Source organism: Nocardia suismassiliense (genome assembly GCF_900269665.1).
In the GTDB taxonomy this organism is placed as follows: Bacteria; Actinomycetota; Actinomycetes; order Mycobacteriales; family Mycobacteriaceae; genus Nocardia; species Nocardia suismassiliense.
Genome location: NZ_LT985361.1, coordinates 6,309,189 through 6,330,465, shown reverse-complemented (window position 1 = coordinate 6,330,465; position 21,277 = coordinate 6,309,189). Strand labels below are relative to the sequence as shown.

At 68.8% G+C, this 21,277-nt stretch carries 13 protein-coding genes; 7 read left to right on the top strand and 6 right to left on the bottom strand.

The features are described from left to right. Positions 1-88 precede the first annotated feature (88 nt). Both DBO33_RS27930 and DBO33_RS27925 read left to right on the top strand, forming a co-directional pair. A complete protein-coding gene (locus tag DBO33_RS27930; RefSeq protein WP_107657730.1) occupies positions 89-565 on the top strand; it encodes a DUF1772 domain-containing protein in 477 nt (158 codons plus the stop codon). Positions 566-641: 76 nt separating this feature from the next. Then, positions 642-1,040 carry a PPOX class F420-dependent oxidoreductase gene (locus tag DBO33_RS27925; RefSeq protein WP_107657729.1) on the top strand — a complete coding sequence of 133 codons (399 nt, stop codon included), beginning with the start codon at positions 642-644 and terminating at the stop codon, positions 1,038-1,040. Here DBO33_RS27925 and DBO33_RS27920 read toward each other — a convergent pair whose 3' ends face one another. The 4 genes from DBO33_RS27920 to DBO33_RS27900 form a co-directional block, all read right to left on the bottom strand. Beyond that, positions 1,041-5,225 (bottom strand): TIGR02680 family protein, encoded by a 4,185-nt coding sequence (locus DBO33_RS27920; protein ID WP_107657728.1) that lies wholly within the window; start codon positions 5,223-5,225, stop codon positions 1,041-1,043. 4 nt (positions 5,226-5,229) lie between these two features. Then, a complete protein-coding gene (locus DBO33_RS27915; protein WP_107660641.1) occupies positions 5,230-6,654 on the bottom strand; it encodes a TIGR02678 family protein in 1,425 nt (474 codons plus the stop codon). 37 nt (positions 6,655-6,691) lie between these two features. Continuing rightward, positions 6,692-8,443: a TIGR02677 family protein gene (locus tag DBO33_RS27910; RefSeq protein WP_407670631.1), complete on the bottom strand. Its 1,752-nt coding sequence runs from the start codon at positions 8,441-8,443 to the stop codon at positions 6,692-6,694. 172 nt (positions 8,444-8,615) lie between these two features. Beyond that, positions 8,616-9,755, bottom strand: a complete 1,140-nt coding sequence (locus tag DBO33_RS27900) for a hypothetical protein (protein ID WP_107660639.1) — start codon at positions 9,753-9,755, stop codon at positions 8,616-8,618. 329 nt (positions 9,756-10,084) lie between these two features. Between DBO33_RS27900 and DBO33_RS27895 the strand changes: the two genes are divergently transcribed. Next, positions 10,085-10,390 carry a hypothetical protein gene (locus DBO33_RS27895; protein ID WP_107657727.1) on the top strand — a complete coding sequence of 102 codons (306 nt, stop codon included), beginning with the start codon at positions 10,085-10,087 and terminating at the stop codon, positions 10,388-10,390. On the opposite strand, the gene DBO33_RS27890 is transcribed toward DBO33_RS27895, so the two are convergent. After that, entirely contained in the window at positions 10,337-12,949 is a 2,613-nt protein-coding gene (locus DBO33_RS27890; RefSeq protein WP_107657726.1) for an AMP-binding protein, read from the bottom strand. The two genes, DBO33_RS27895 and DBO33_RS27890, sit on opposite strands and share 54 nt — an antisense overlap. Before the next feature lie 93 nt (positions 12,950-13,042). Next, positions 13,043-13,927 carry a PAC2 family protein gene (locus tag DBO33_RS27885; RefSeq protein WP_107657725.1) on the bottom strand — a complete coding sequence of 295 codons (885 nt, stop codon included), beginning with the start codon at positions 13,925-13,927 and terminating at the stop codon, positions 13,043-13,045. Between the two features lie 147 nt (positions 13,928-14,074). Between DBO33_RS27885 and metH the strand changes: the two genes are divergently transcribed. The 4 genes from metH to DBO33_RS27865 all read left to right on the top strand — a co-directional run bounded on the left by metH (position 14,075) and on the right by DBO33_RS27865 (position 21,236). Then, positions 14,075-17,671 carry a methionine synthase gene (gene metH / locus DBO33_RS27880; protein WP_107657724.1) on the top strand — a complete coding sequence of 1,199 codons (3,597 nt, stop codon included), beginning with the start codon at positions 14,075-14,077 and terminating at the stop codon, positions 17,669-17,671. Positions 17,672-18,177: 506 nt separating this feature from the next. Beyond that, positions 18,178-19,554, top strand: coding sequence for a serine/threonine-protein kinase (locus tag DBO33_RS27875; RefSeq protein ID WP_107657723.1), 1,377 nt, complete (start codon positions 18,178-18,180; stop codon positions 19,552-19,554). After that, on the top strand, positions 19,551-20,222 hold the full coding sequence (locus tag DBO33_RS27870) for an HAD family hydrolase (RefSeq protein ID WP_267897899.1): 672 nt from the start codon (positions 19,551-19,553) through the stop codon (positions 20,220-20,222). The genes DBO33_RS27875 and DBO33_RS27870 overlap by 4 nt, the downstream gene beginning before the upstream one ends. A gap of 150 nt (positions 20,223-20,372) precedes the next feature. Beyond that, a complete protein-coding gene (locus tag DBO33_RS27865; RefSeq protein WP_107657721.1) occupies positions 20,373-21,236 on the top strand; it encodes a HalD/BesD family halogenase in 864 nt (287 codons plus the stop codon). Positions 21,237-21,277 lie beyond the last annotated feature (41 nt).

Sequence of the window (21,277 nt, the reverse complement as noted above, 5' to 3'; positions counted from 1 at the left end):
AAATCTAGCAACGCTAGACAAGCTAGTAGCGGAATGTTACCGTTGCTCCAGCTTCTAGCGTTGCTAGATTTTGGAAAGGGAAGCCGAAATGCTCATCGTCACCGGCCAGATCATCGCCGCCATCGCCGTTCTCGCTAATGCCGTCGTCTATGGCACCGATGTCTGCGGGGCGGTGATCATGCGCTCGGTCTACCGCAAGCTCGATGACGCGACCGTGACCGTGAGTGCGGGCTGGGGTCACTACTACGGCGACAAGCGCATGCCGGTGGTCGGTGCGGGCGGTGTGGTCACCGCGGTGCTCACGCTGCTGATCGCGATTCTGGCCGGGCAGGCCGGCGCCGCGGTCGCGGCGGGGATCACGGTCGCGGCCCCGCTGACCTGGCCCGCCCCGTACGTCCGCATTGCGAAGCCGATCAACTCCCAGCAGACCGCCGCCGCGCCGAGCGGCATCATCCCGCCCAATGCCCGTGCGCTGCCAGACAAGTGGGACAGCCTGCTGAAATACCGCGTCCCGCTGCAGTTCATCGCCATCGCCGGACTGTGCGCCGCGCTGATCCTGTTCTGATCCCAGCGCTTTCCACACTCGACAACTTCCGGCTGATCGCCGGGCAATCCTGATATCGAATCGAGGAGTAACCGACATGACCTTCACCACCAATGAACAGCAGTTCCTCGCCGAGGCCGCGATCGGCCGGCTGGCCACGGTATCCCCCGACGGTGAGGTGCAGAACAACCCGACCAGCTATCGGGTGAACCCCGACGGCACGATCGACATCGGCGGCATGCGCATGCGCGCCAGTCGAAAGTTCCGCAATGTCGAGGCGGGCAGCCGAGTCTCGTTCGTCATCGACCAACAGGTTTCATTGGACCCCTACGTCATTCGCGGCATCGAGGTCCGCGGCACGGCCGAGGCACTCGACGACGAGGAGCCGCCGTTCCCACCCCAGGATCGCGCGATCATCCGCATCCACCCCGCACGGATCATCTCCTGGGGCATCGACGGCGGCTCCTTCGACTTCACCAGCCGCCGCGCCGAGTAGTCAGCCGACCGTTGTCAGTTCGATCCCACCTTCGATCGTGGAGTGCACGCGGCGGCGGTTGGGGGAGCCGAGGGCGGCGGTGAGGTCGGTGCCGTCGTGTTCGGCGAGCAGGTCGCCGCTGTCCCATACGAGCAGGGTTGCGCTGACGGTGTTCTCGGCGGCGGCGTGGGCGAGGTCGTAGTGGGCGCAGCCGGGGACGTGGGGGTAGGTGATCCACAGGTCGTAGCCGGTCATGAACAGGTCGAGATCGAATTGCACGCTGAGCCCGAGCAATTCGCTGCGGCCGTTGTCGTCGACACCGGCGAACGCCTCGTCCAGCGCGAGCAGGCGCGGGGCCTGCGGGTCGGCCGAGTCGAGCATGACGTGGGCGGCGGCGAACAGCGGCAGGTGCAGCGAGACGGACTGCTCGCCACCGGAGAGCGCGCTGTGCCTGGCCACGGTGAGCTTGTCCTCGCTGCCGTCGGCGGAGATGAGGGTGAACGAGAACACCCGCCAGGTGCGGTAATCCAGGGTCGCCGCCAGGATTTCGGGGTAGGAGCGCTCGGGGTGCGCCGCCCGCGCCGCCCGGATCTCGGAGGCGAAATGCGCACGGATGGTGGCGAGTTCGTCCGCGCCGAGGGCCGACGCGTCACGGTCGAGCAGCTTGCACATGGCTCGGGCCGGGTCGGAGAGCGTGTCGGCGAGCACCCAGTGCACGCCGATGGTGTTGCCGGAGGACATCCGCCGCTGCTTCATCTCCGCGCCCATCCTGGCGATGAGATCGCGGGCGTCGCTGGTGCGTTCGTAGATCTGCTGGGCCAGCCCGGTCAGCAGCGCATCCTCCAGGATGCGGCGCTCGGCGTCGGTGAGCAGCAACTCCTGGTCTTTGCGCGCACTGTCGATGCGGGCAGCGAAATCGGCGAGCGCCGACATGCCGTCGTCGTCCTGCACCTGCACGACGGTGAGCCCGTCCGCGGCGTCCCACTGGAGCCGGTAGTCGCGCCCGGACCCGGCGAGCGCGGCATCGAATTCCTGTAGCGCTGCCGTCACCGCGCTGCGGGTGGACTTGCGCGTCGCCTCGCTGGCTCGAACCGAAGCGGTTGCGGTGGTGAGACTTTCGAAGAGCTCGGCGACCTCGTCCGGCAGCACCTGCGGTTCGGCCTCCGGCCCCGCCTGGGAAATGCGATACAGCAACTGTTCCGGCGTGGACCAGGCTGCTTCGCTGCTCGGCCAGCGGCCCTCGGACGTCGCACCGAGTAGCCGGAGCAGGTCCGGACGGGCGTACGGGGCAAGGGCTTTCACGTCGGCGAGCACCTCGTTGAGCGCGGTGCCCAATGCTTCGTGCGCGGTCCGATAGGCGGCCTCCGCGTCGCCGATCGCCTCGATCGCCTCGTTGGCGGCCTTGCGCGCGGCTTTCTGCTCGGCCTTGGTCGCCTCGATCTTCGCGCGTGCCCGCTCGAGTTCCTGATCGATGTCGGCGGCGCCCGCACCGAGGGCCTCGCGCAGGGTTTCCAGTTTGCGCAGCTGCTCCTGGTAGCCGGACTTGGCCGCCTCGGCCTCCTCGGCGAACGCCTCGGCCAGATCCTTGGCCTCGTCGTGGCGGTCGCTGCCCTCGCGTTCGCGTTCGCGTTCCCGCTCGTGTTCGGTGCGCAGCCGCAGCAGCCCGGTGCCGGTGTTCTCGAAATGCCGGATGGCGGCGGCCAAGGCGTCGAGTTCGCGCGGATCGCGCGGGGTCCGGTGTTTCGTCGCGGCCGCGCGCAGCTTCTTCTCGACCGCGGTGGCCTCGGCGACGGCCTGATCGAGATCGCGCTCGGCCTGGGCGGCGGCCTCGGAGCGGGAGCGCATCATGCCCGCCGTCTCGGAGACCGCGCGCAACGCGGTGGCGACCGCCGTGGCCCGCGGCAACGCCTTGGCGGCGGCCGAGATTCGCGCGAGTTCGGCGTTGGCGTCGGCCTCCTGATCCTGGGCGGCCCGCAGGGCTTCGCCGGCCGCCTCGAGCGCGGCGGCGAGCTCGGTGAGCCGTAGTTCCCGGCGGCGGGCCCGGGCGGTGGCGCCGATGAACTCGGCGTCGGCCTTGTGATGCCTGCCCACCTGGACGCCCTGCCGGAAGGCGCCTGCGGTGCTCACCGCAATACCGCCGGCGGGATCACCCTTGCCCTCGTGCAGGGCGATCGAGGCGAGCACGTCGGCGACGGCTTGCCTGGGCACCGTCAGCTCGCTCGAATCCTCTTCCACGACAAGGACATCGGCGAGCGTGCGGCCCTTCGGCCGTTCCTTGGCGGGCAGCGGGACGAGGAACTGGTCCGAGTCGTACTTCGCGGGCGGCTCGGCGCAGATCCAGCCGTCGAGCAGATCGGCGGCGTGCAGGGCGGCCTCGATGCCCGCGGCGGTCTGCGGCGCGACGTCGTCGGCGAAGCGAACCAGCCGCCACAGCGGAGCACCGGGCCGATCGCCGGCGTTCCTGTCTCGCGCGGCGAAAGCCGGTGGCGCGTCATCGCTTTGCGCGGCGACGCGGTCCCGTTCGGCGGTCAACTCGGCGATCTGCTCGCGCGCGATCACCGCCCGCCCGCGCGCTTCTTGGCGCTCGGTGCGGATCTCGTCGATCAGCGACTCGGTGCGTTCGGCGAGCACCTCCGCGACCGTCGCCTCCTCCGAACCCGCCTGCGCCAGCGCGGTATCCAAGGCCTCGAACAGTCCGTTGCCCAGCGGGGCGTACACCTCGCGGTGCTCGTCCCACCACTTGCGCAGCGCCGCAGCGGCTTCGGTGCGGGCCAGCACCACCGCCGCCTCGGCGTGCGCGACCTCGGCGGCGGCCGCCTCGCTCAGCTCGCGGGCGCGTTCGGCGAGCCGCTCGGCCCTGGTGCGTTCGGCGGCCGTGGTCTCCATGACCCCGAGGGCCTGCCGGACCGCGCGCACATCGGCATCGCGTTCCTCGGCGTGGCCACGGACCGTCGCGGTGAGCTGCTCGGCCCGGGCCGTCTCCGACAGGGCCGTCCAGTTGATACCCGCTTCCTCAGCGGCGGAACGCAATTCGTCCTCGCCACGGGCCAGCGCCGCGGCGGCGGTGCGCACGGCGGTGCGTGCCCGCTCGGCCTCCTGCGCCCGCTGGTCGAGCGTCTGGCGCGCCTTGAGCGCCTTGTCCCCGTGCACGCTGGCCGAGGTCTCCAGCCGGCGGACCGCGTCGGCGAGATCGTCGAGCTGCTGCTTGCCCTCGTACGCGCTGGAGCGCTGCAGGTTCTCCCGGTCCCCGAGCGCCTGCTCATAGGCGCGGTCGGCATCCTCGGCGCGGGTCTCGGCGGTGGCGCGTTCGGCCTCGCGCCGCTCGCGCAACGCGGTCGCGGCGAACAACGCGGTGCTCGCGTGGGTGACCGCGTCGAGCCGGGTGCGTAACTGGTCGACGTCCGTCTTGGCCTGCACCGCAAGGTATTTGCGGTAGACGTCGACGAAGGCGCGGGTGGCGCTGTCGGCGTGCACCAGCCCCTCCAGGGGGCGGCCGACCTCCTCCATGTCGCTGAACGAGCGGGCCGCGTCCAGGATCAGCTGCTCGTCGAGCGGGCGCAGGCCGTCGGTGAGCGCCTGCGAGAGTCCGCGCGGGTCCAGGTTTTTCGCCAGCTGCGGGCGGCGCAGCGTGAGGATGAGGTTGATCAGCTGGTCGTAGCGCTGCGTGCCGAGCCCGAACATCCTGGCGTCGATGGCGTTGCGGTACTCGACCGGGCGATCGACGATGGCGTCGGTGCCGATCTGCTCGGCCAGCTGCTTGCGGGTGAACGGCCGGTCGTCGGGCCCGATCAGCGAGAAGTCCACGCCGACCCGGCCGTCAGCCACGAAGTACCAGCGGGTCACCTTGTCCGAGGAGCGGGTGGCCCGCATGCCGATGCCGACGGTCACCGCCTCCGGGTCGTCCCAGTCGCCGCGCGCGAACTCCATCCACACATACGAGTAGGCCGATTCCTGCTTGCGGTACAACAGGTTCGACTTCATCGTGCGCTCTTCACCGGCGAACGGGTTGAGCCTGCGCGGCTCGATCCGCCCGTCCAGCACGAACGGGAACAGCACTTCCAGGGCCTTGGTCTTGCCGGACCCGTTCGGTCCGCGCAGCACCAATCTGCCGTCGGCGAAGCAGAATTCCTGGTCGCGGTAGTCCCACAGGTTGACGATTCCGGCGCGGGTCGGGATGAACCGCACTCCGCCGTGAATGAGCGACATCGCCTCAGTTCCCTTCCGTGCCAGTGCTGTCGGACCCATAGGTGTCGGCCGCGGTGACGAACAGTTCCTCGGTGCGCTTCGTGCGCACGGTGACGACGGCGCCGCGATAACGCGCCAGGGCAGGCAACACCAGCAGCCCGTCCTCGACCGTCTGCACCAGGCGCAGCCGTTCCAGCAGTGCCACCACCTCGGTGGTCAGGCCGGGTACATCGGCCTGCCACTGCGCGGCGAAGGTGGCGCCGTACCGATCGGCGAGTGCCTGTACGGTCTCGCGCACCCACGCCGCATCGATTACCGGATACGTGGTCTCGACCGGATCGTCGGTGTCCTCGTCGGCATCGAACGCCGAATCCGACTGTGCCGAAAAGTCATCCAGCGCGCGCAACTCGGCGAGCGGAGCGAACACCGTCGACTCCGGAATCGCGCCGTCCAGCTGCGCCGCGAGCGCCTCGCCCGGATCCGGTGCGCCGGGCCGCTGTTCGAGCGGGTTGTCGAGATCGAGCACCCGGTCGGCGATCTCACCGGCCAGCAGCAGCCCCACCTGCGCCAACGTTCCGGTGCTCGGGAAGCGGATATCCGAGAGCCGCCCGGAGATGTCGATCAGCGCGACCCCCTCCGCCCGGCGTTCGGCGCGCAGCCCGGTGAACAACTCGACGTCGGCGACGATGCGATCCTGACCCAGCACCGGCCGTTCCGCGGGCTCGAGGTCGTCGAGGTACACCACCGGCCGCTCGACCAGCGCCCGGCGCACCCGCCGGGCCAGGTCGGCGGCGGTCGGCGCGTGCGCGGGACCGCTTGCGCCCGCGGCTTCTTCGGTGAGCAGCCCGCGCACGCTGTGCAGATGTTGCAGCGCGCGCGGCGGCCGGAACAGCGCGAACACCACCGGGCGGTCGATGTCGTAGAGCGCCTCGCCCGCCTCCGGATCGCTGGCCCAGCCGCCAGCGTCACCGTCGGCCAGGGTGAGCGCGCCGCGATGGGTCAGCCAGCCGATCGCGTCGACGAAGGCGTCGCGGTCCGCCGCACGATCGGTGGACAGCTCCAGTCCCTCCACCCGGCCCGCGTACGCGGCGACCTGATCGGCCAACTCGGACAACGTGGTCTGGTCGCCGGCCCGGCCGAGCGCGGCGATGGCGAGCGCGAGGTAGGCGTAGCGGCGTCGATCGAAGAGCCGGTCGGCGGGCGTGCGCGCGGGTTTGCCCGCGTCCAGCCTGTCGATGATGGGAAACACCCGGGCGGTGGTCTCGGTGACCTCCAACCGGTAGCCGAACAGCTCGGCCAGGTCCTCGCGCAGTTCGGTGGCCCACCGGCGGATCAGCGGCAGCGCGATCCGATCGGGATAGGTCCTGGTCACCAGGTGATTGGCGAGGATCACCCTGGCCGCGCGCTGATAGTTGTCCAGCGCAAGCGAATCGATCTTGCGTCCGTGCATCATCCGCGCCACCCGGGGCCGGGCGTCAGGGCCTGTCTCATCGAGCCTCCTTGGCGCCGCGCGGCCGGGTCTTGGTGGTCTGGCGCACCTCGAGCCTGCGATTGTTCAGATGCAGCAGCCCGTGGGCGGTCTGCACCACGGTAGAACCGTCGTGCTCCGACACCGTCAGCGTGACCCCGCTGTCGGATCCGGTGGTCCCGGCGACCCGGCCGCTCACCGGCACCCACGCGGTGGACGCCGCGTCGAGCAGCCGCAACAGCACCTCGGTCTCGCGTTCGTCGAGCACCCGCTCGTGCACGTCGGCGGCGGCCAGCGATTTGGCCGCGTCGGCCCGCGCCCGTTGCGCGTCCAGCTGCGCCTCGCGCAACCGCCGAATGCCCGCGTCGTTGCGGTGGATTCGCGCGGGCGCGCCGGCCGATGGAGGTCGGCCCGTCTCGGCCAGCGTGCGGGAGATCTCCAAAGGTGGAGCTTCCCACCAGGACCGTTGCGCCGGGATGAGGTCCGCGTCCGGATGCTCCATGGCCAGGTGGCGCGGCCTGCCGAGGCCGAACACCGCATCGAAGAGAGCGTGCGCGCTGTCCGCGCTCGGCGCAGCCGTGAACCAGCCCGCCAGGTGGCGCAGCGCCGACTCCCGGCTCACCCCGCCGCGCCGCGTCTCGGTGACCCGGCGCAGCAGCGAGAGCACGGCGGCGATGGCACTCATGGTCGCCTCGCGCAACCGTTCCGCCTCGGTGGTCCCGGCGTGCTCGCCCGAGCCGGACGCGACGAACCAGGTGCGCAGCCCGTCCCAGCGCGCGTGCCAATCGGCCTGCCGCTCCGCGAAACTCAGCAGCACCCGTTCGTCGCAGCCTGCGGCGCGCTCGATCAGCTCCTCGACACCGGTCTCCTCGATCTCGGCGATCGCGCCCGCCAGCCGCGGCGTGAATCGGGCCAGGTCCAGGCTGAATTCGCGCATGTGCGCGAGCAGCGCGTCCTTGTGCGCCAGAAAGGATTCCGGGGTGATCTCGGTGGTCCGCACGAGGTCGCCGAGGGAGAGATAGAAGTGTGCGGCGCGGGCTGCCATATCGGTCAGCGCGGCGTCGAGGCGGCGCAGCGTGCGGTAGACCCGCTCGGCGTCGCCCTCGCGATTGGCCGCGGCAAGGGTGTGCAGGTCGGCGAGCAGTTCCGGCAGCACCAACCGGGACAGCGACGCTTCATCGAGCCGGGCGTTCAATACTCCCGCGACCGCGCGGTAAGCCTGGAACCCGGCCTGGGAGAACTGGTAGACGAAGTGCCGGTTGCGGTATTCGGCCAGGGTGGCGGCGCGGGTGCCGTCGTAACTGCGTTCCAGCACGCCCCACTGATGGAGTTGATCGAGCAGCGGGCCGATCTCGGCGGCGGTGAGCCGGGGCGCGTTCGGGCGGGCGCCGCGCACGGTGGACCAGACGGCGGCGCTCGCGGGACCGTCGTCGGACTGAGCCGGGCTGTCCGACTGCGATGTATCGCCGGACTGCGCTTGGTTATCGGACTGCGCTGGGCCGTCGGTCTTCGCGGTGTCGTCCACCGGCGCTGTGTCGCCGGACTGACTCGCCGACTTGTCCTCTATATGTTGCTGGCTCTCGACGTCAGCCGCGGGTTCCGTTTCGAGCAGGTCAGGGGTGCGCAGGTTGTGTCCGTTGCGTTCGATCCACTCCGCCACATCGTCGGCGTGCAGCAGCACCACATAAGCGGCGCGGGCGCTGTCGAAAGCGCGCAGCACCCACAGATAGTCGGCGCGGCGCTCGGCGGTGGCGAAGGAGAACAGCCGCAGCCGGTCGTCCCATAGGACGGAGGCGATGGCTGAGCCGTCGACGGAGTCGGTCACCGGGAACAGGGTAGTAGCGGGCCGGTCGCCGACAACGCGAACGTACCCAGTTCGGCGTGGCCGTGTCCTGTTTGCCGGATGTTCGCCGTTGAATCGGGCTGTGCCGGTTCTGAACCGGTCACTCGCTCGAGAGGGCGCGCAGCTGGTCGAAGTACACGCGGGTGCGCGGATCCCCGGGGTATCGGGCGATGATTTCCCGCGCGGCCTCGCCCGCGATCCACATGAGCGAGGGCAGTGAACGGCGTTTACCCGCGAACGCGCGCAGTCCCTCATCGACGGCGAGTTCCAGATCGCGGTTGCGCACGGCGACCACCGCGAGGGTGAGATGCGCTTCGGACACCCGCATCGGGTTGCGCACGGTGCCGTCGGCCCTGGTCGAGTTGCGGATGACCTCGTTGGCGTAACTCTCGGCGCGCCGATCCTCGCCCGCGACGCGGCAGCAGTCCATCGCGTAGAAGTCGAACTTCTGTGGGTCGACCACGAAATGGTTGTCCAGGTTGATCGGATGGTCGAGTCGCTCCAAAATTGCTCGACCCTCATCGAGGGCCGTCTCGACCTCGTGCCGGTCGCCGAGCCGTGCCCACGCCTTGGCCCGCTGCGCCGCGAGTTGCACACCGACGCCCAGGTTTCGGCTGGCCTCGAGGGCCTGGTCGACCGCGTCGATCGCACCCCGGTAGTTGCCCTGGGTCAGCGCGAACCAGGCCGCCATTTCCGCGCTCCACCCGGTGATCTCGGCATTCTCGGCCTCCTGGCCGAGCGAGTACGCCGCGCGTCGGGTCGCCTCGGCGGCGGTGCGCCGGCCGAGGTCGTAGTCCACGCAACCCACCAGCAACGCAACCCATCCCGCGAGCACCAGGATGTCGCGGTGCTGCGCCAGAGTCAGTCGGCCGTCCAGCAGCGAGGTAATTCTCCGCAACCATCCGGTGCCCTCGGCGTGCAGCTCGTGCGGATCGGCGTAGGAGTACTCGCAGCAGAGGCGTTCCGCGGTGATGCGGATGGCATCGAGGGTGGCGGGCGAGACGTCCGACATGCGAAGGCGGCCGATGAATTCCAGCGTGTCCATGCCCGTTGCCGAGAGCACCTCGTCGTCCCGATTCGGTCGGGCCTTGGGGAAGAACGCCGCTGTGACGGTGTCGAAAGCGGCGGCGATGATAGGGGCATAGAAATCATCCGGCCGCGACTCGCCCGATTCCCAACGGCGCCAGTTACGCAGCAGTGTACTGTCTGTCGGCAGGTTGTGGGATGACTTGGCGCGCATCACGCGGACGGCATCTGCTTGTGACCACCCCCGCGCATCGCGTTCAGAACGCATCCGGACAGCCCAGACGGGTCGATCGTCTCCAGCGGCCACGTCAGTAGTATCGCACCAGTTAACGCCCGGTGGCCGAGATAGGGCATATAGGTGTCAGTGGGTTGACATCTGCATTCGCAGTTTGGCGTTGTGCATGCTGGACCATGGGAGCGGAAAGTTTGCCGGACCCATCTTGTTACAGCCAGATGCAATTGCATCTGTCCTTGCAAGGCGCTGTGCCCCACAATGGGTAGATCCACATGAGAACAGCGGTACCCAATCCAACGGAGGTTCGGGTGGAAGCGTTGATCTATGGATACTTGCGTGACGATTTGGCCGATGGCCACAGCGCAGAGCTCGAGGATGCGATGAGCAGCCTCGCCCGTGAGGAAGGGCTCTGCTTCGCCGCAACGTTCCATGAATCGACTTCCGGTGACGGCACGGCATTTGTCGAGCTGACCCAGGAGCTCAAGCGAGCAGACGCGCACCACGTAGTGGTTCCGTCGCTCGATCACCTTGCCGGCCAGACGATCCCACGGGATATTCTGCTAGCGAAGCTGGCGCGCGAAGCGGCGGCGCAGGTCTGGACCATCGAGACCTGACAGCCACGACGGCACGCCGGACCAGTGGGGTATCGCCCAGCGAGTGGTCCGTCCCGATCGCCGTCGCACTTCCGCGAGCACCCTCGTCGCGGCCACACCGGCTACCAGCGAGGCGAGCAACGCCGCAACATGGTGTTGCCCGAACAGCGGATACACCTGCCAATGCAGCAGATAGACGAACAGCGAGCTGTCGGCGAGCACCGCCGCGACGACCGCAAGCAGCGCCGGCACCCGGATCGCAGGCAGCCAGATGAGCAAGAGCAGCCCGGCCATCACCAATCGCTCGCGATCCGGCACGCCGAAATAGCCGGGCACGCAGGCCAACAGGACGGCACTGACCACGAGTCGCTGCCACGCCGTCGTCGCCTTCGCGGCCGCCCAGCCCATGGCGAAGAACCACACCGCCAGCGGTGAGAACGGCACATCCTTTGCCGGATAGAGGCCGAACGGCTGATAGCGCAGCACCAAGGTGAGCGCGAGCAGGCCCATGGCGAACCAGAACGGCGCGTGCCGCTCCAGCGCGTCGACCAGGGGTATCCGCAGCAGCAGCGCGGCAGCCACCATGAAGTAGACCAGTACCTCGATGAACCACAGATGCCCCGCGGTGTCGCTGTCGCGCGGGCCCAGAATCTTGTTGAGCAGCAGTACGTTCTGCCAGCCGTAGTAGTCGGTGAACAGCAACGTGACGGCTACCCATGCGGCGGTCGGCACGGCGATCAGCGCGACCGTGCGCAGCACGTGCCGCAACCGTTCGGCACGCGGCGCGGCGGTCACCGCGAAGCGGGCGAAGTTGAATCCGGCCACGCCGAGCAGCACGTGCGCGGCGCCCCACCACACGAACAGCCCGATGTGCGTGCCCGCGATCAGCACGATGGCGGCGGCGCGCAGCAGCGTGCTCGTATCGACCGTGCGGCCGAACCGCCTGCCGCCGTGCGGGATCCGGTCCAGCTCGGCGACGGTCATGGTCGGCCAGTCGGCGGGGAGCCTGCCGAGCGCGCGTTCCACCCTGGCCGCGGTCGTCACGTAGGTCAGCGAATTGCCGCCGAGGTCGACGAAGGTGCTGTCCGGGTGGACGAGCGCCGGGTCGAGGCCGAGCGAGGTCGCGTAGAGCGCGCGAATGCCCCGGCTCTCCGGCGCGGGTGCCGACAACGTGCGAACGGCCGGATAGTCCGGCTTGCCATTGGCCAGTCGCGGCAATTCCTCGACGGCACATACTCGTACGGACGCGGCGGGCAGCCCGGCCAGCTGCGCCGCGGTCTCGGTCGGATCGGTGGCGGGGCTCTCCACGGCGACGACGAGCAGTTCGTCGTCGTCGGTGCAGCAGACGGTGAAACCCGCGGCCGCCAGCCCGGATTCGAGGCGCTGGAGATCGATGCGCAGCCCGAAGATCTTCGCGAACCGGCTGCGGCGGCCGATCACTTGATACAGACCTTCGGGGGTGCGGCGGGCGAGATCGCCGGTGCGCAAAGCGGTTACGGTGCGCCCGAGCGCGAGATCGGCGGGCGACTCGGCGTAACCCAGCATGACGTTGGGGCCGTGATACACCAGTTCGTACGGCGCGGCGTCGGTCGCGTGCCCACCGAGGTCGACGCCTGGCTGGTGTCCGCCGGTCTCCTCGATCGGCTCCAGGCTGAATTCGCCACCGGGGATGGGCACCCCGATGCAGTCCGGCCGCTCGGCCGCCAAATTTGGTGGCAGGTAGGCCATTCGGGCGGTCGCCTCGGTTTGGCCGTACATCACGAAGAAGTCCCAGCCCGCCTGTGCGCCGAGTCGGGCGTAGTCGCGGACCCGATCGGGGGCGAGCCTGCCGCCCGCCTGCGTGACATACCGCAGATCGGGCAATGTCATGTGGGCGAAGCCGATTCGGTCCAGCAGGTCGATGGTGTAGGGGACGGCCGCGAAAGACGTTGCGCGACAGGCGCGGAACTCGTCCCAGAACACGTCGTCCAGTACCGACCGTTCGGTGAGCAGCAGGCTCGCGCCGCGCAGCAGGTAGCTGTGCACCACCGAAAGCCCGTAGCAGTAGAACATCGGCAGGGTGGTCGCCGCCCGGTCGTCCGGGCCGATGGTCAGGTATTCGGCGATGGCGGCCGCATTGGCCAGCAGGTTCGCCGAGGAGAGGCGGACCAGTTTCGGGGAGCCGGTGGAACCCGAGGTGCTCAGCAGCAGCGCGAGATCCGGATGCAAGGTGTGCGCGGAGGTCTCGCGCCGGCTGTGTGGCCGGCCGTGCTCGATGACCACGTCGGGATCGTAGGCGCTCAGCAACTCGTCGGTGACTTCCGCGGTGAGCAGCACGACGCACCCTGCGCTGAGCGCGCCGAGATATCCGACGAGCGAACGCAGATCGTTGCGGGCCGCGAGCGCGACGAGCCTGCGGTTCGGTCCGAGTTCGGCCGCGAAATCCTCGACGAGCGTCGCCAGCTGGGCGTAGGTGATCCGCCGCGCCTCGTCGGCCGCCGTTTCCGGCGCCGCGTCCTCCGCCCCGGACGAGCCGGGGCAGAGGACGGCGACCCGCTCGTCGAAACTACGCAGGTGCGCGACGAGCGAGGCAAAGGTCACCCTAAAAAGAATAGGGGGCAGCGGCTTTCCGGCCAACAAGCGGCCCCCTGGTGAACACCAGGCAAACCGAAATAGTCAGCGTTCGGGCGTGTTTCAGAGTCCGAAGCTGCCCGGGCCGCGCCTGCGCAGGTACTTCTCGAACTCGGCCGCGATGGCGTCGCCGTCGATCTTGGCCATCGCCTCGTTCACGTCGACCGCCGCGTCGCCGCGTTCCTCCAGGGAGCGCACGTATTCGCTGACCTCGTCGTCGCCCGCGGTCATCTCGTTGACCGCAGTCTCCCATTCCTCAGCCTGCGTGGGCAATTCGCCGAGCGGCACCTCGATATCGAGCACGTCCTCGACCCGGTGCAGCAGCGCGATGGTGGCCTTCGGGTTCGGCGGCTGCGAAACATAGTGCGGCACGGCGGCCCAGAACGACACCGCGGGCACGCCCGCCTTCACGCACTGATCCTGCAGCACGCCGGTGATGCCGGTCGGTCCCTCGTACCTGGTCTGCTCCAGGTTGAAACGCTCCGCTGCTTCTTTGCTGTAAGCGGACCCGGTGACCGGGACAGGGCGGGTGTGCGGGGTGTCGGCCAGCAGCGCGCCGAGGATGACGACGGTTTGCACGCCGAGTTGTTCGATGAACTCCAGCAGGTCCTCGCAGAAGCTGCGCCAGCGCATATTGGGTTCGATGCCGCGCAGCAGCACGATGTCGCGGTCGCTACCGGGCGGCGAGCAGACCGAGAGCATGGTGGAGGGCCACTGGATTTCCCTGGTCACGCCGTCCACCTGCCGGACCGTCGGCCGGTTGACCTGGTAGTCGTAGTAGTCCTCGGAGTCGAGTTCGGCTAGCGGCTCGGCGTCCCAGATCAATTCCAGATGCTCTACGGCGCCGCTTGCGGCGTCGCCCGCGTCGTTCCAGCCTTCGAAGGCCGCGACCAGCACCGGTTCCCGCAATGTCGGCAGTTCCGGATCGGGAGTTTCACTGGGGTTCACTCGGTCAGCCTAATGTGTGCGGCGAACTGGCGTGTCGTATGCCGTGGCCGGGCCCGGCGTGTTCGACGGCGTCGGCGGCGCAGGTGTGTCCGTGTCCACCCGGCTCGGGGGGTCGGTCTGTCCGACCGGACCATTACGCTGGTCCTCATGTCTGCGTCACTGCCCGCCGAGTTCGACACCACGCTACTCGACACGTTGCGCCGCCGCGTCGTGATCGGGGACGGCGCGATGGGCACGATGTTGCAAGCGGCCGACCTCACGTTGGACGACTTCCTCGGTTTGGAAGGCTGCAACGAAATCCTCAACGACACCCGCCCCGACGTGCTGCGCAGCATCCACCGCGCGTACTTCGAGGCGGGCGCCGACGCCGTCGAGACCAACACCTTCGGCTGCAACCTGCCGAACCTGGCCGACTACGACATCGCGGACCGCATCCGCGATCTGTCCGAGCGCGGCACCCGGCTGGCCCGCGAGGTCGCCGACGAGATGGGCCCGTCCGCCGACGGGACGCCGCGTTATGTGCTCGGCTCGATGGGGCCGGGCACGAAGCTGCCCACCCTCGGCCATGCTCCTTATACCGCGCTGCGTGACGCGTACACCGAATCCGCGCTCGGCATGCTCGAGGGCGGCGCCGACGCCATCCTCATCGAGACCTGCCAGGATCTGCTGCAGGTCAAGGCGGCGGTGACCGGCAGCCGGGAGGCCATGCGTCAGCTCGGCCGGCGCATTCCGATCATCACCCACGTCACCGTGGAGACCACCGGCACCATGCTGGTCGGCAGCGAGATCGGCGCGGCGCTCACCGCGCTGGAGCCGCTCGGCATCGACATGATCGGCCTGAACTGCGCGACCGGCCCGGCCGAGATGAGCGAGCACCTGCGCCATCTGTCCCGGCACGCCCAAATTCCGGTGTCGGTGATGCCGAACGCCGGCCTGCCGGTGCTCGGCGCGAACGGCGCCGAATACCCGCTGACGCCCGAGGAGCTGGCGGTCGCGCTCAGCGGCTTCGTCTCCGAGTTCGGACTCGCGCTGGTCGGCGGCTGCTGCGGCACCACGCCCGAGCACATCCGGCAGGTGACCGAGGCGGTCCGCGAGATCGAGCCGAAGCTGCCGCCGATCGATGCGCGCCGCTCCCCGGCGCACGAACCCGCGGTGTCCAGCATGTACACGGCGGTGCCGTTCCAGCAGGACGCCTCGATCATGATGATCGGTGAGCGCACGAACGCCAACGGCTCCAAGGCCTTCCGCGAGGCGATGCTGGCCGAGGACTGGCAGAAGTGCCTGGATATCGCCAAGGATCAGACCCGCGACGGCGCGCACATGCTGGATCTGTGTGTGGACTACGTCGGCCGCGACGGCGCCAAGGACATGGTCGCCCTCGCGAGCAGGCTGGCCACCTCGTCGACGCTGCCGATCATGCTCGACTCCACCGAAACCCCGGTGCTGAAGGCGGGTTTGGAGCACCTGGGCGGTCGCTGCGCGGTGAACTCGGTGAACTACGAGGACGGCGACGGGCCGGAGTCCCGTTTCCACCAGACCATGCAGCTGGTCGCCGAACACGGCGCCGCGGTGGTCGCGCTGACCATCGACGAGGAGGGCCAGGCCCGCACCGCCGCGAAGAAGGTGGAGATCGCCGAGCGGCTGATCGCCGACATCACCGGCAATTGGGGGGTGCGGGAGAGCGACATCATCATCGACACCCTCACCTTTACCCTGGGCACCGGCCAGGAGGAGTCGCGTAAGGACGGCATCGAGACCATCGAGGCCATCCGGCTGCTCAAGGAGAAGCACCCCGCGGTGCAGACCACCCTGGGTTTGTCGAACATCTCGTTCGGCCTGAACCCCGCGGCCCGCCAGGTGCTGAACTCGGTGTTCATGCACGAATGCGTGCAGGCCGGGCTGGATTCCGCGATCGTGCACGCGTCGAAGATCCTGCCGATGGCGCGCATTCCGGACGAGCAGCGCGAGACCGCGCTGGATCTGGTGTACGACCGCCGCGGCGAGGACTACGACCCGCTGCAGAAGCTGATGGGCCTGTTCGAGGGCGTGTCCACGTCGTCGTCGCGGGCCTCACGCGCCGAGGAACTGGCGCAGCTGCCGCTGTTCGAGCGGTTGGCGCGACGGATCGTGGACGGCGAGCGCAACGGCATGGAGGCCGACCTCGACGAGGCGATGCAGCAGGTGCCGCCGCTGCAGATCATCAACGAGACGCTGCTGTCCGGCATGAAGACCGTCGGTGAGCTGTTCGGCTCCGGTCAGATGCAGCTGCCGTTCGTGCTGCAGTCGGCCGAGGTGATGAAGGCCGCGGTCGCCTACCTGGAGCCGCACATGGAGGCCACCGACGACAGCGGCAAGGGCCGCATCGTGCTGGCCACCGTCAAGGGCGACGTGCACGACATCGGCAAGAACCTGGTCGACATCATCCTGTCCAACAACGGCTACGAGGTGGTGAACCTCGGCATCAAGCAGCCGATCGCGACCATTCTCGATGCTGCCGTAGACAAGAAGGCCGACGTCATCGGCATGTCCGGGCTGCTGGTCAAGTCGACCGTGGTGATGAAGGAGAACCTGCAGGAGCTCAACACCAAGGGCGTGGCCGAGCAGTTCCCGGTGCTGCTCGGTGGCGCGGCGCTCACCCGCGGTTACGTGGAGAACGACCTCACGGAGGTGTACGAGGGGGACGTGCACTACGCCCGCGACGCCTTCGAGGGCCTGCGGTTGATGGACGACATCATGACCCGCAAGCGTGGCGGCGGCCTCGATCCCGACAGCCCTGAGGCGATCGCGGAGCGGGAGAAGGCAGCCCAGCGCAAGGCCCGCCACGAGCGGTCCAAGCGCATCGCCGAGGAGCGCAAGGCGGTCGAGGTCCCGATCGGGGTCCCCGCGCGCTCCGCCGTGGCCGGGGATGTGCGGGTGCCGCCCCCGCCGTTCTGGGGCACCCGCGTGGTGAAAGGCCTGGCGCTGCACGAATATTCGGGGCTGCTCGACGAGCGGGCGCTGTTCCTCGGCCAGTGGGGTCTGCGCGGCCAGCGCGGCGGCGACGGGCCGAGCTACGAGGAATTGGTGGAGACCGAGGGCAAGCCGCGCTTCCGCGCCTGGCTGGACCGGCTGAGCACCGAGAACGTGCTCCAGCACGCCGCCGTGGTGTACGGATACTTCCCCGCGGTGTCCGAGGGCGACGACGTGATCGTGCTCACCGAGCCGAATCCCGGTGCGCCGGAACGGTATCGGTTCACCTTCCCGCGTCAGCAGCGGGATCGCTTCCTGTGCATCGCCGACTTCATCCGCTCGCGCGAGCGGGCCGAGCAGACCGGACAGGTGGACGTGCTGCCGTTCCAGTTGGTCACCATGGGGCAGCCGATCGCCGACTTCGCCAACGAACTCTTCGCGGCCGACAACTATCGCGATTATCTGGAGGTGCACGGCATCGGCGTGCAGCTCACCGAGGCGCTGGCCGAGTACTGGCACCGCCGCATCCGCGAGGAACTGACCCTGGACGGTCACGCGGTCGCCGACTCCGACCCCGCCGACGTCCTGGAGTACTTCAAGCTCGGCTACCGCGGCGCCCGCTACTCGTTCGGTTACGGCGCCTGCCCCGACCTGGACGACCGTGCCAAACTGGTCGACCTCTTGGAAGCCGACCGCATCGGCGTCGTGCTCTCCGAGGAATTGCAGCTGCATCCGGAGCAGTCCACCGACGCGTTCGTCCTCCTGCACCCCGAGGCGAAGTACTTCAACGCCTGACTTTCGCACAGCGCACACCTTTTACGTAAGCCGCACACCGTCTATAGCGGGTGTGCGGCTTATGTAATGGGTGTGCGGGCTCGGTGAACCCGAATTTCGGGCGCCGTGGCGGGCTGTTGTGGGGAAAAACGGTTATAACTGTCGTGATCGAATAGTGATGGTGGTCACGGTGTCGCGGAACACTGTTCGCGTCCGGCGAGGGCCTTGGTTACCTGCTCGTATGCCATGATTTGGGCAAATCCCGACGCGCCGAGGGTATTTCGTGTCTCGGCGTGGCGCAGCGCTGACCTGGGGGATTGCTCAGGGAGTTTCGGTGAGGTGGATGTGTGTCGGGTGGGTATGCCATTGTCGGAGGCGTTGCAACTGCATCCGGGGCAGTCGGCGGGTGCGTCGCCATCGCTGCATACGGGTGCAAAGGACTTCGGCGCGTGGCATTTTCGGGATTTTCCCGGCGGTACGCGCCAGTGCAGGACCAGCTCGGCGCGTAAGCAGGAAGGCACAACAGCATGACGGCGGACCGATTGATCGCGGGACGGTATCGACTCACGGATCCGATCGGCACAGGTGCCATGGGCGTTGTGTGGCGGGGGACCGACGTCCGCCTGCGGCGCACGGTCGCGGTGAAGCAGTTGATCCTCGCGCCCGGACTGTCCCGGACCGCGGCGCTGGAGGCGAAGCTGCGCGCCATGCGCGAGGGCCGGATCGCGGCCCGGCTGCACCATCCGCACGCGATCACCGTCTTCGACGTCGCCGAGGAAGACGGCCAGCCCTGGTTGGTCATGGAATACATGAACGCGCCCAGCCTGGCGGCCAAACTTTCCGGCAAGCGGACCCTGCCGCCGGTGGAGGTCGCGCGCATCGGCGCGCAAGCCGCGGCCGCCCTGGCCGCCGCCCACGATGCGGGCATCATGCACCGCGATGTGAAACCGGCGAACCTGCTCGTCGGTGACGACGGCACCGTGAAACTCACCGACTTCGGCATCTCCCGCGCGGTCGGCGACGTCACCGTCACCGCCACCGGCTTCCTCGCGGGCACCCCCGCCTATCTGGCACCCGAGGTGGCGCGCGGCGAGAACCCGGAACCCGCCTCCGACGTATTCGCGCTCGGCTCAACGCTTTACGCCGCCGTGGAGGGTCAGCCGCCGTTCGGCGAGAGCGACAATCCGCTGGCGGTGCTGCATGCCGTCGCGCGCGGCCAGGTGCCGGAGCCCAAGCAGGCCGGTGCGCTCGGCCCGGTGCTGATGCGGCTGCTCGCGCCGACGATCGACGCGCGCCCGACCATGCGGGAGGCGCAGCAGGCTCTCGAAGCCGTTGCGGAAGGCCGTGATCCGAAGCTCGGCACCCCCTCGCTCACCAAGGCCCTGCCCGCGCCGGGCGCCGACGCGACGACCGTCATCCCGCACCCGGGCAGCGACAGCACTTCGAACGCGAACGACGCCACCTCCATCGTGGCGACCGCCGCGCTGACGAATTCCGCTGCCGCCGAATCTGTTTCCGCCCAACCCCCGATCCCGCCGCGCCNTCCCACGACGGTGCCGCCGCCACCCCCGACCGTCACGGCGACGCCCTTCGGCGCACCTCAGTCCGCCAATGTCGTCCAGTTCGTGCAGGGCTACTACAGCATGCTGCCGGGCAATACCTCCGGTGCTTGGGCACAGCTGACCCCCTCGTATCAGGCTCAGACCGGCGGTTACACCGAGTACTCCCGCTGGTGGGGCACGGTCAGCTCGGTCAGCGTCGGCAAAGTCACCCAGAACGGCGACAATCGCGCGGTCGTCTCGCTGACCTACCGCATGAAGAACGGTGAGGTCAGATCCGAGAGCCGATGGATCCAGGTGGTATCGGACAATGGACGGATGTTGATCTCCGGTTCCGGCACGTGACGCCCCGACTAACCGCCGTCCTCTGGGACATGGACGGCACCCTGCTGGACTCGGAGAAGCTCTGGGACGTGGCGGTTCGGGAGTTGGCTCGGGAGCACGGGCACGAGATGACCGATGAGTTGCGGCATGCGCTGATCGGGGCGTCGGGGGCGGATGCGTTGCGGATGATCTTCGAGGGGCTCGGGGTGCCGCCGACGGCCGAGGCGTTGCAGGCGGCGGGGGAGTTCCTGGAGTGGCGGGTGACCGAGTTGATGACCGGTCCGATTCCGTGGCGGCCGGGTGCGCAGGACGCGCTGGCGATGGTGCGGGAGTCGGGGCTGGCCTCGGCGCTGGTGACCAATACCAAGCGGTCGCTCACCGAGTTCGGGTTGAACACGCTGGGGCGCGACTTCTTCGACGTGTCGGTCTGCGGCGACGAGGTGGCCCTCGGCAAGCCGGAGCCGGACGTCTACCTGCGGGCAGCGGAGCTGCTCGGCGTGGATCCGAAGGACTGTGTCGCCGTGGAGGATTCGCCGACCGGCACGCGCGCCGCACAGGCGGCGGGCTGCGCGGTGATCGTGATCCCGTGCGAGATTCCGGTGTCCGACGGACCGGGGCGCAGCTTCCGCGACACCCTGGTCGGGCTGACGATCGACGACCTCGAACAGGCGCTGAAGCTGCGCGGCTGAACGGCCCGGGTTCGACACTCCCGACCGCGCTTCACCGAGAGTTACTGTGCCGCAATGGGAGTGCGCGCAGATAGATAGGTGTGACTGCCGTCACCGGCAATCTCGCCGAATCTCGGGCGTGTCGGCGGTCCGCTCTACCAGAATGTCGCCATGGCAGCGTTGGGTGTCCTCGACGAGATCGTTGATACCGCACGGTATCCCCTCGCGAATCCGGCGGATGCCGAGCGGCAGGCCGCGGTGCGGCGGGCCAGAGCGGATCTGGCCGCGATCGGCTGCACCGTGCTGCGCGGCTTCATCCGGCCGGAACTGACCGAGACGCTGCGGGCGCAGGGCGAGGCGATGGCCCCGCACGCGTACTACGAGGTCGAGCGGGTGAACGCCTACAACATCCCGCTGGATACCGAACTGCCGGAAGATCATCCGGGGCGGATCGTGCTCGAGCGCGGCAACGCGTTCGTGCCGCGCGACCGCATCCCCGGCGACGCGCTGATCCACCAGCTGTACGTCGACACGCGATTCCAGCGTTTCGTCGCGGACTGTTTCGGCCTGGCCGAACTGCACGAATTCGCCGACCCGCTGGCCGGGCTGTGCCTGAACGTCGTCGCCCCCGGCATGTCGCATCCGTGGCACTTCGACACCAACGAATTCACCGTCAGCATGCTGACCCAGCCCGCCGAGTCCGGCGGAATCTTCGAGTACTGCCCCAACATTCGCACGCCGGCGGCCGAGCACCTCGACGACGTGCGCGCCGTGCTCGACGGCACCGGCGAGCGCCTCATCCAGCGGCTCGACCTGCGCCCCGGCGACCTGCAGCTCTTCCAGGGACGCTTCTCGCTGCACCGCGTGTCGCCCGTCGCCGGTGCCACGCAACGGCATTCGGCGATCTTCGCCTACACCGACCGCCCCGGCGTGATCGGCACGGTGGAGCGCACCCGGCAACTCTTCGGCCGGGTGCTACCCGACCATCTGGCCGCCGCGGCCGACGTCGTCCGCGGTGACCGCTTGCTCGACTGAGCCGAACGGCCCGATCCATCCCAGGGATCGGGACACACCGC

Bases quoted from the DNA above. Each gene is read 5' to 3' on its own strand.
- DBO33_RS27930 (WP_107657730.1), top strand. From the start codon at position 89: ATGCTCATCGTCACCGGCCAGATCATCGCCGCCATCGCCGTTCTCGCT.
- DBO33_RS27925 (WP_107657729.1), top strand. From the start codon at position 642: ATGACCTTCACCACCAATGAACAGCAGTTCCTCGCCGAGGCCGCGATC.
- DBO33_RS27920 (WP_107657728.1), bottom strand. From the start codon at position 5,225: ATGTCGCTCATTCACGGCGGAGTGCGGTTCATCCCGACCCGCGCCGGA.
- DBO33_RS27915 (WP_107660641.1), bottom strand. From the start codon at position 6,654: ATGCACGGACGCAAGATCGATTCGCTTGCGCTGGACAACTATCAGCGC.
- DBO33_RS27900 (WP_107660639.1), bottom strand. From the start codon at position 9,755: ATGCGCGCCAAGTCATCCCACAACCTGCCGACAGACAGTACACTGCTG.
- metH (WP_107657724.1), top strand. From the start codon at position 14,075: ATGTCTGCGTCACTGCCCGCCGAGTTCGACACCACGCTACTCGACACG.
- DBO33_RS27865 (WP_107657721.1), top strand. From the start codon at position 20,373: ATGGCAGCGTTGGGTGTCCTCGACGAGATCGTTGATACCGCACGGTAT.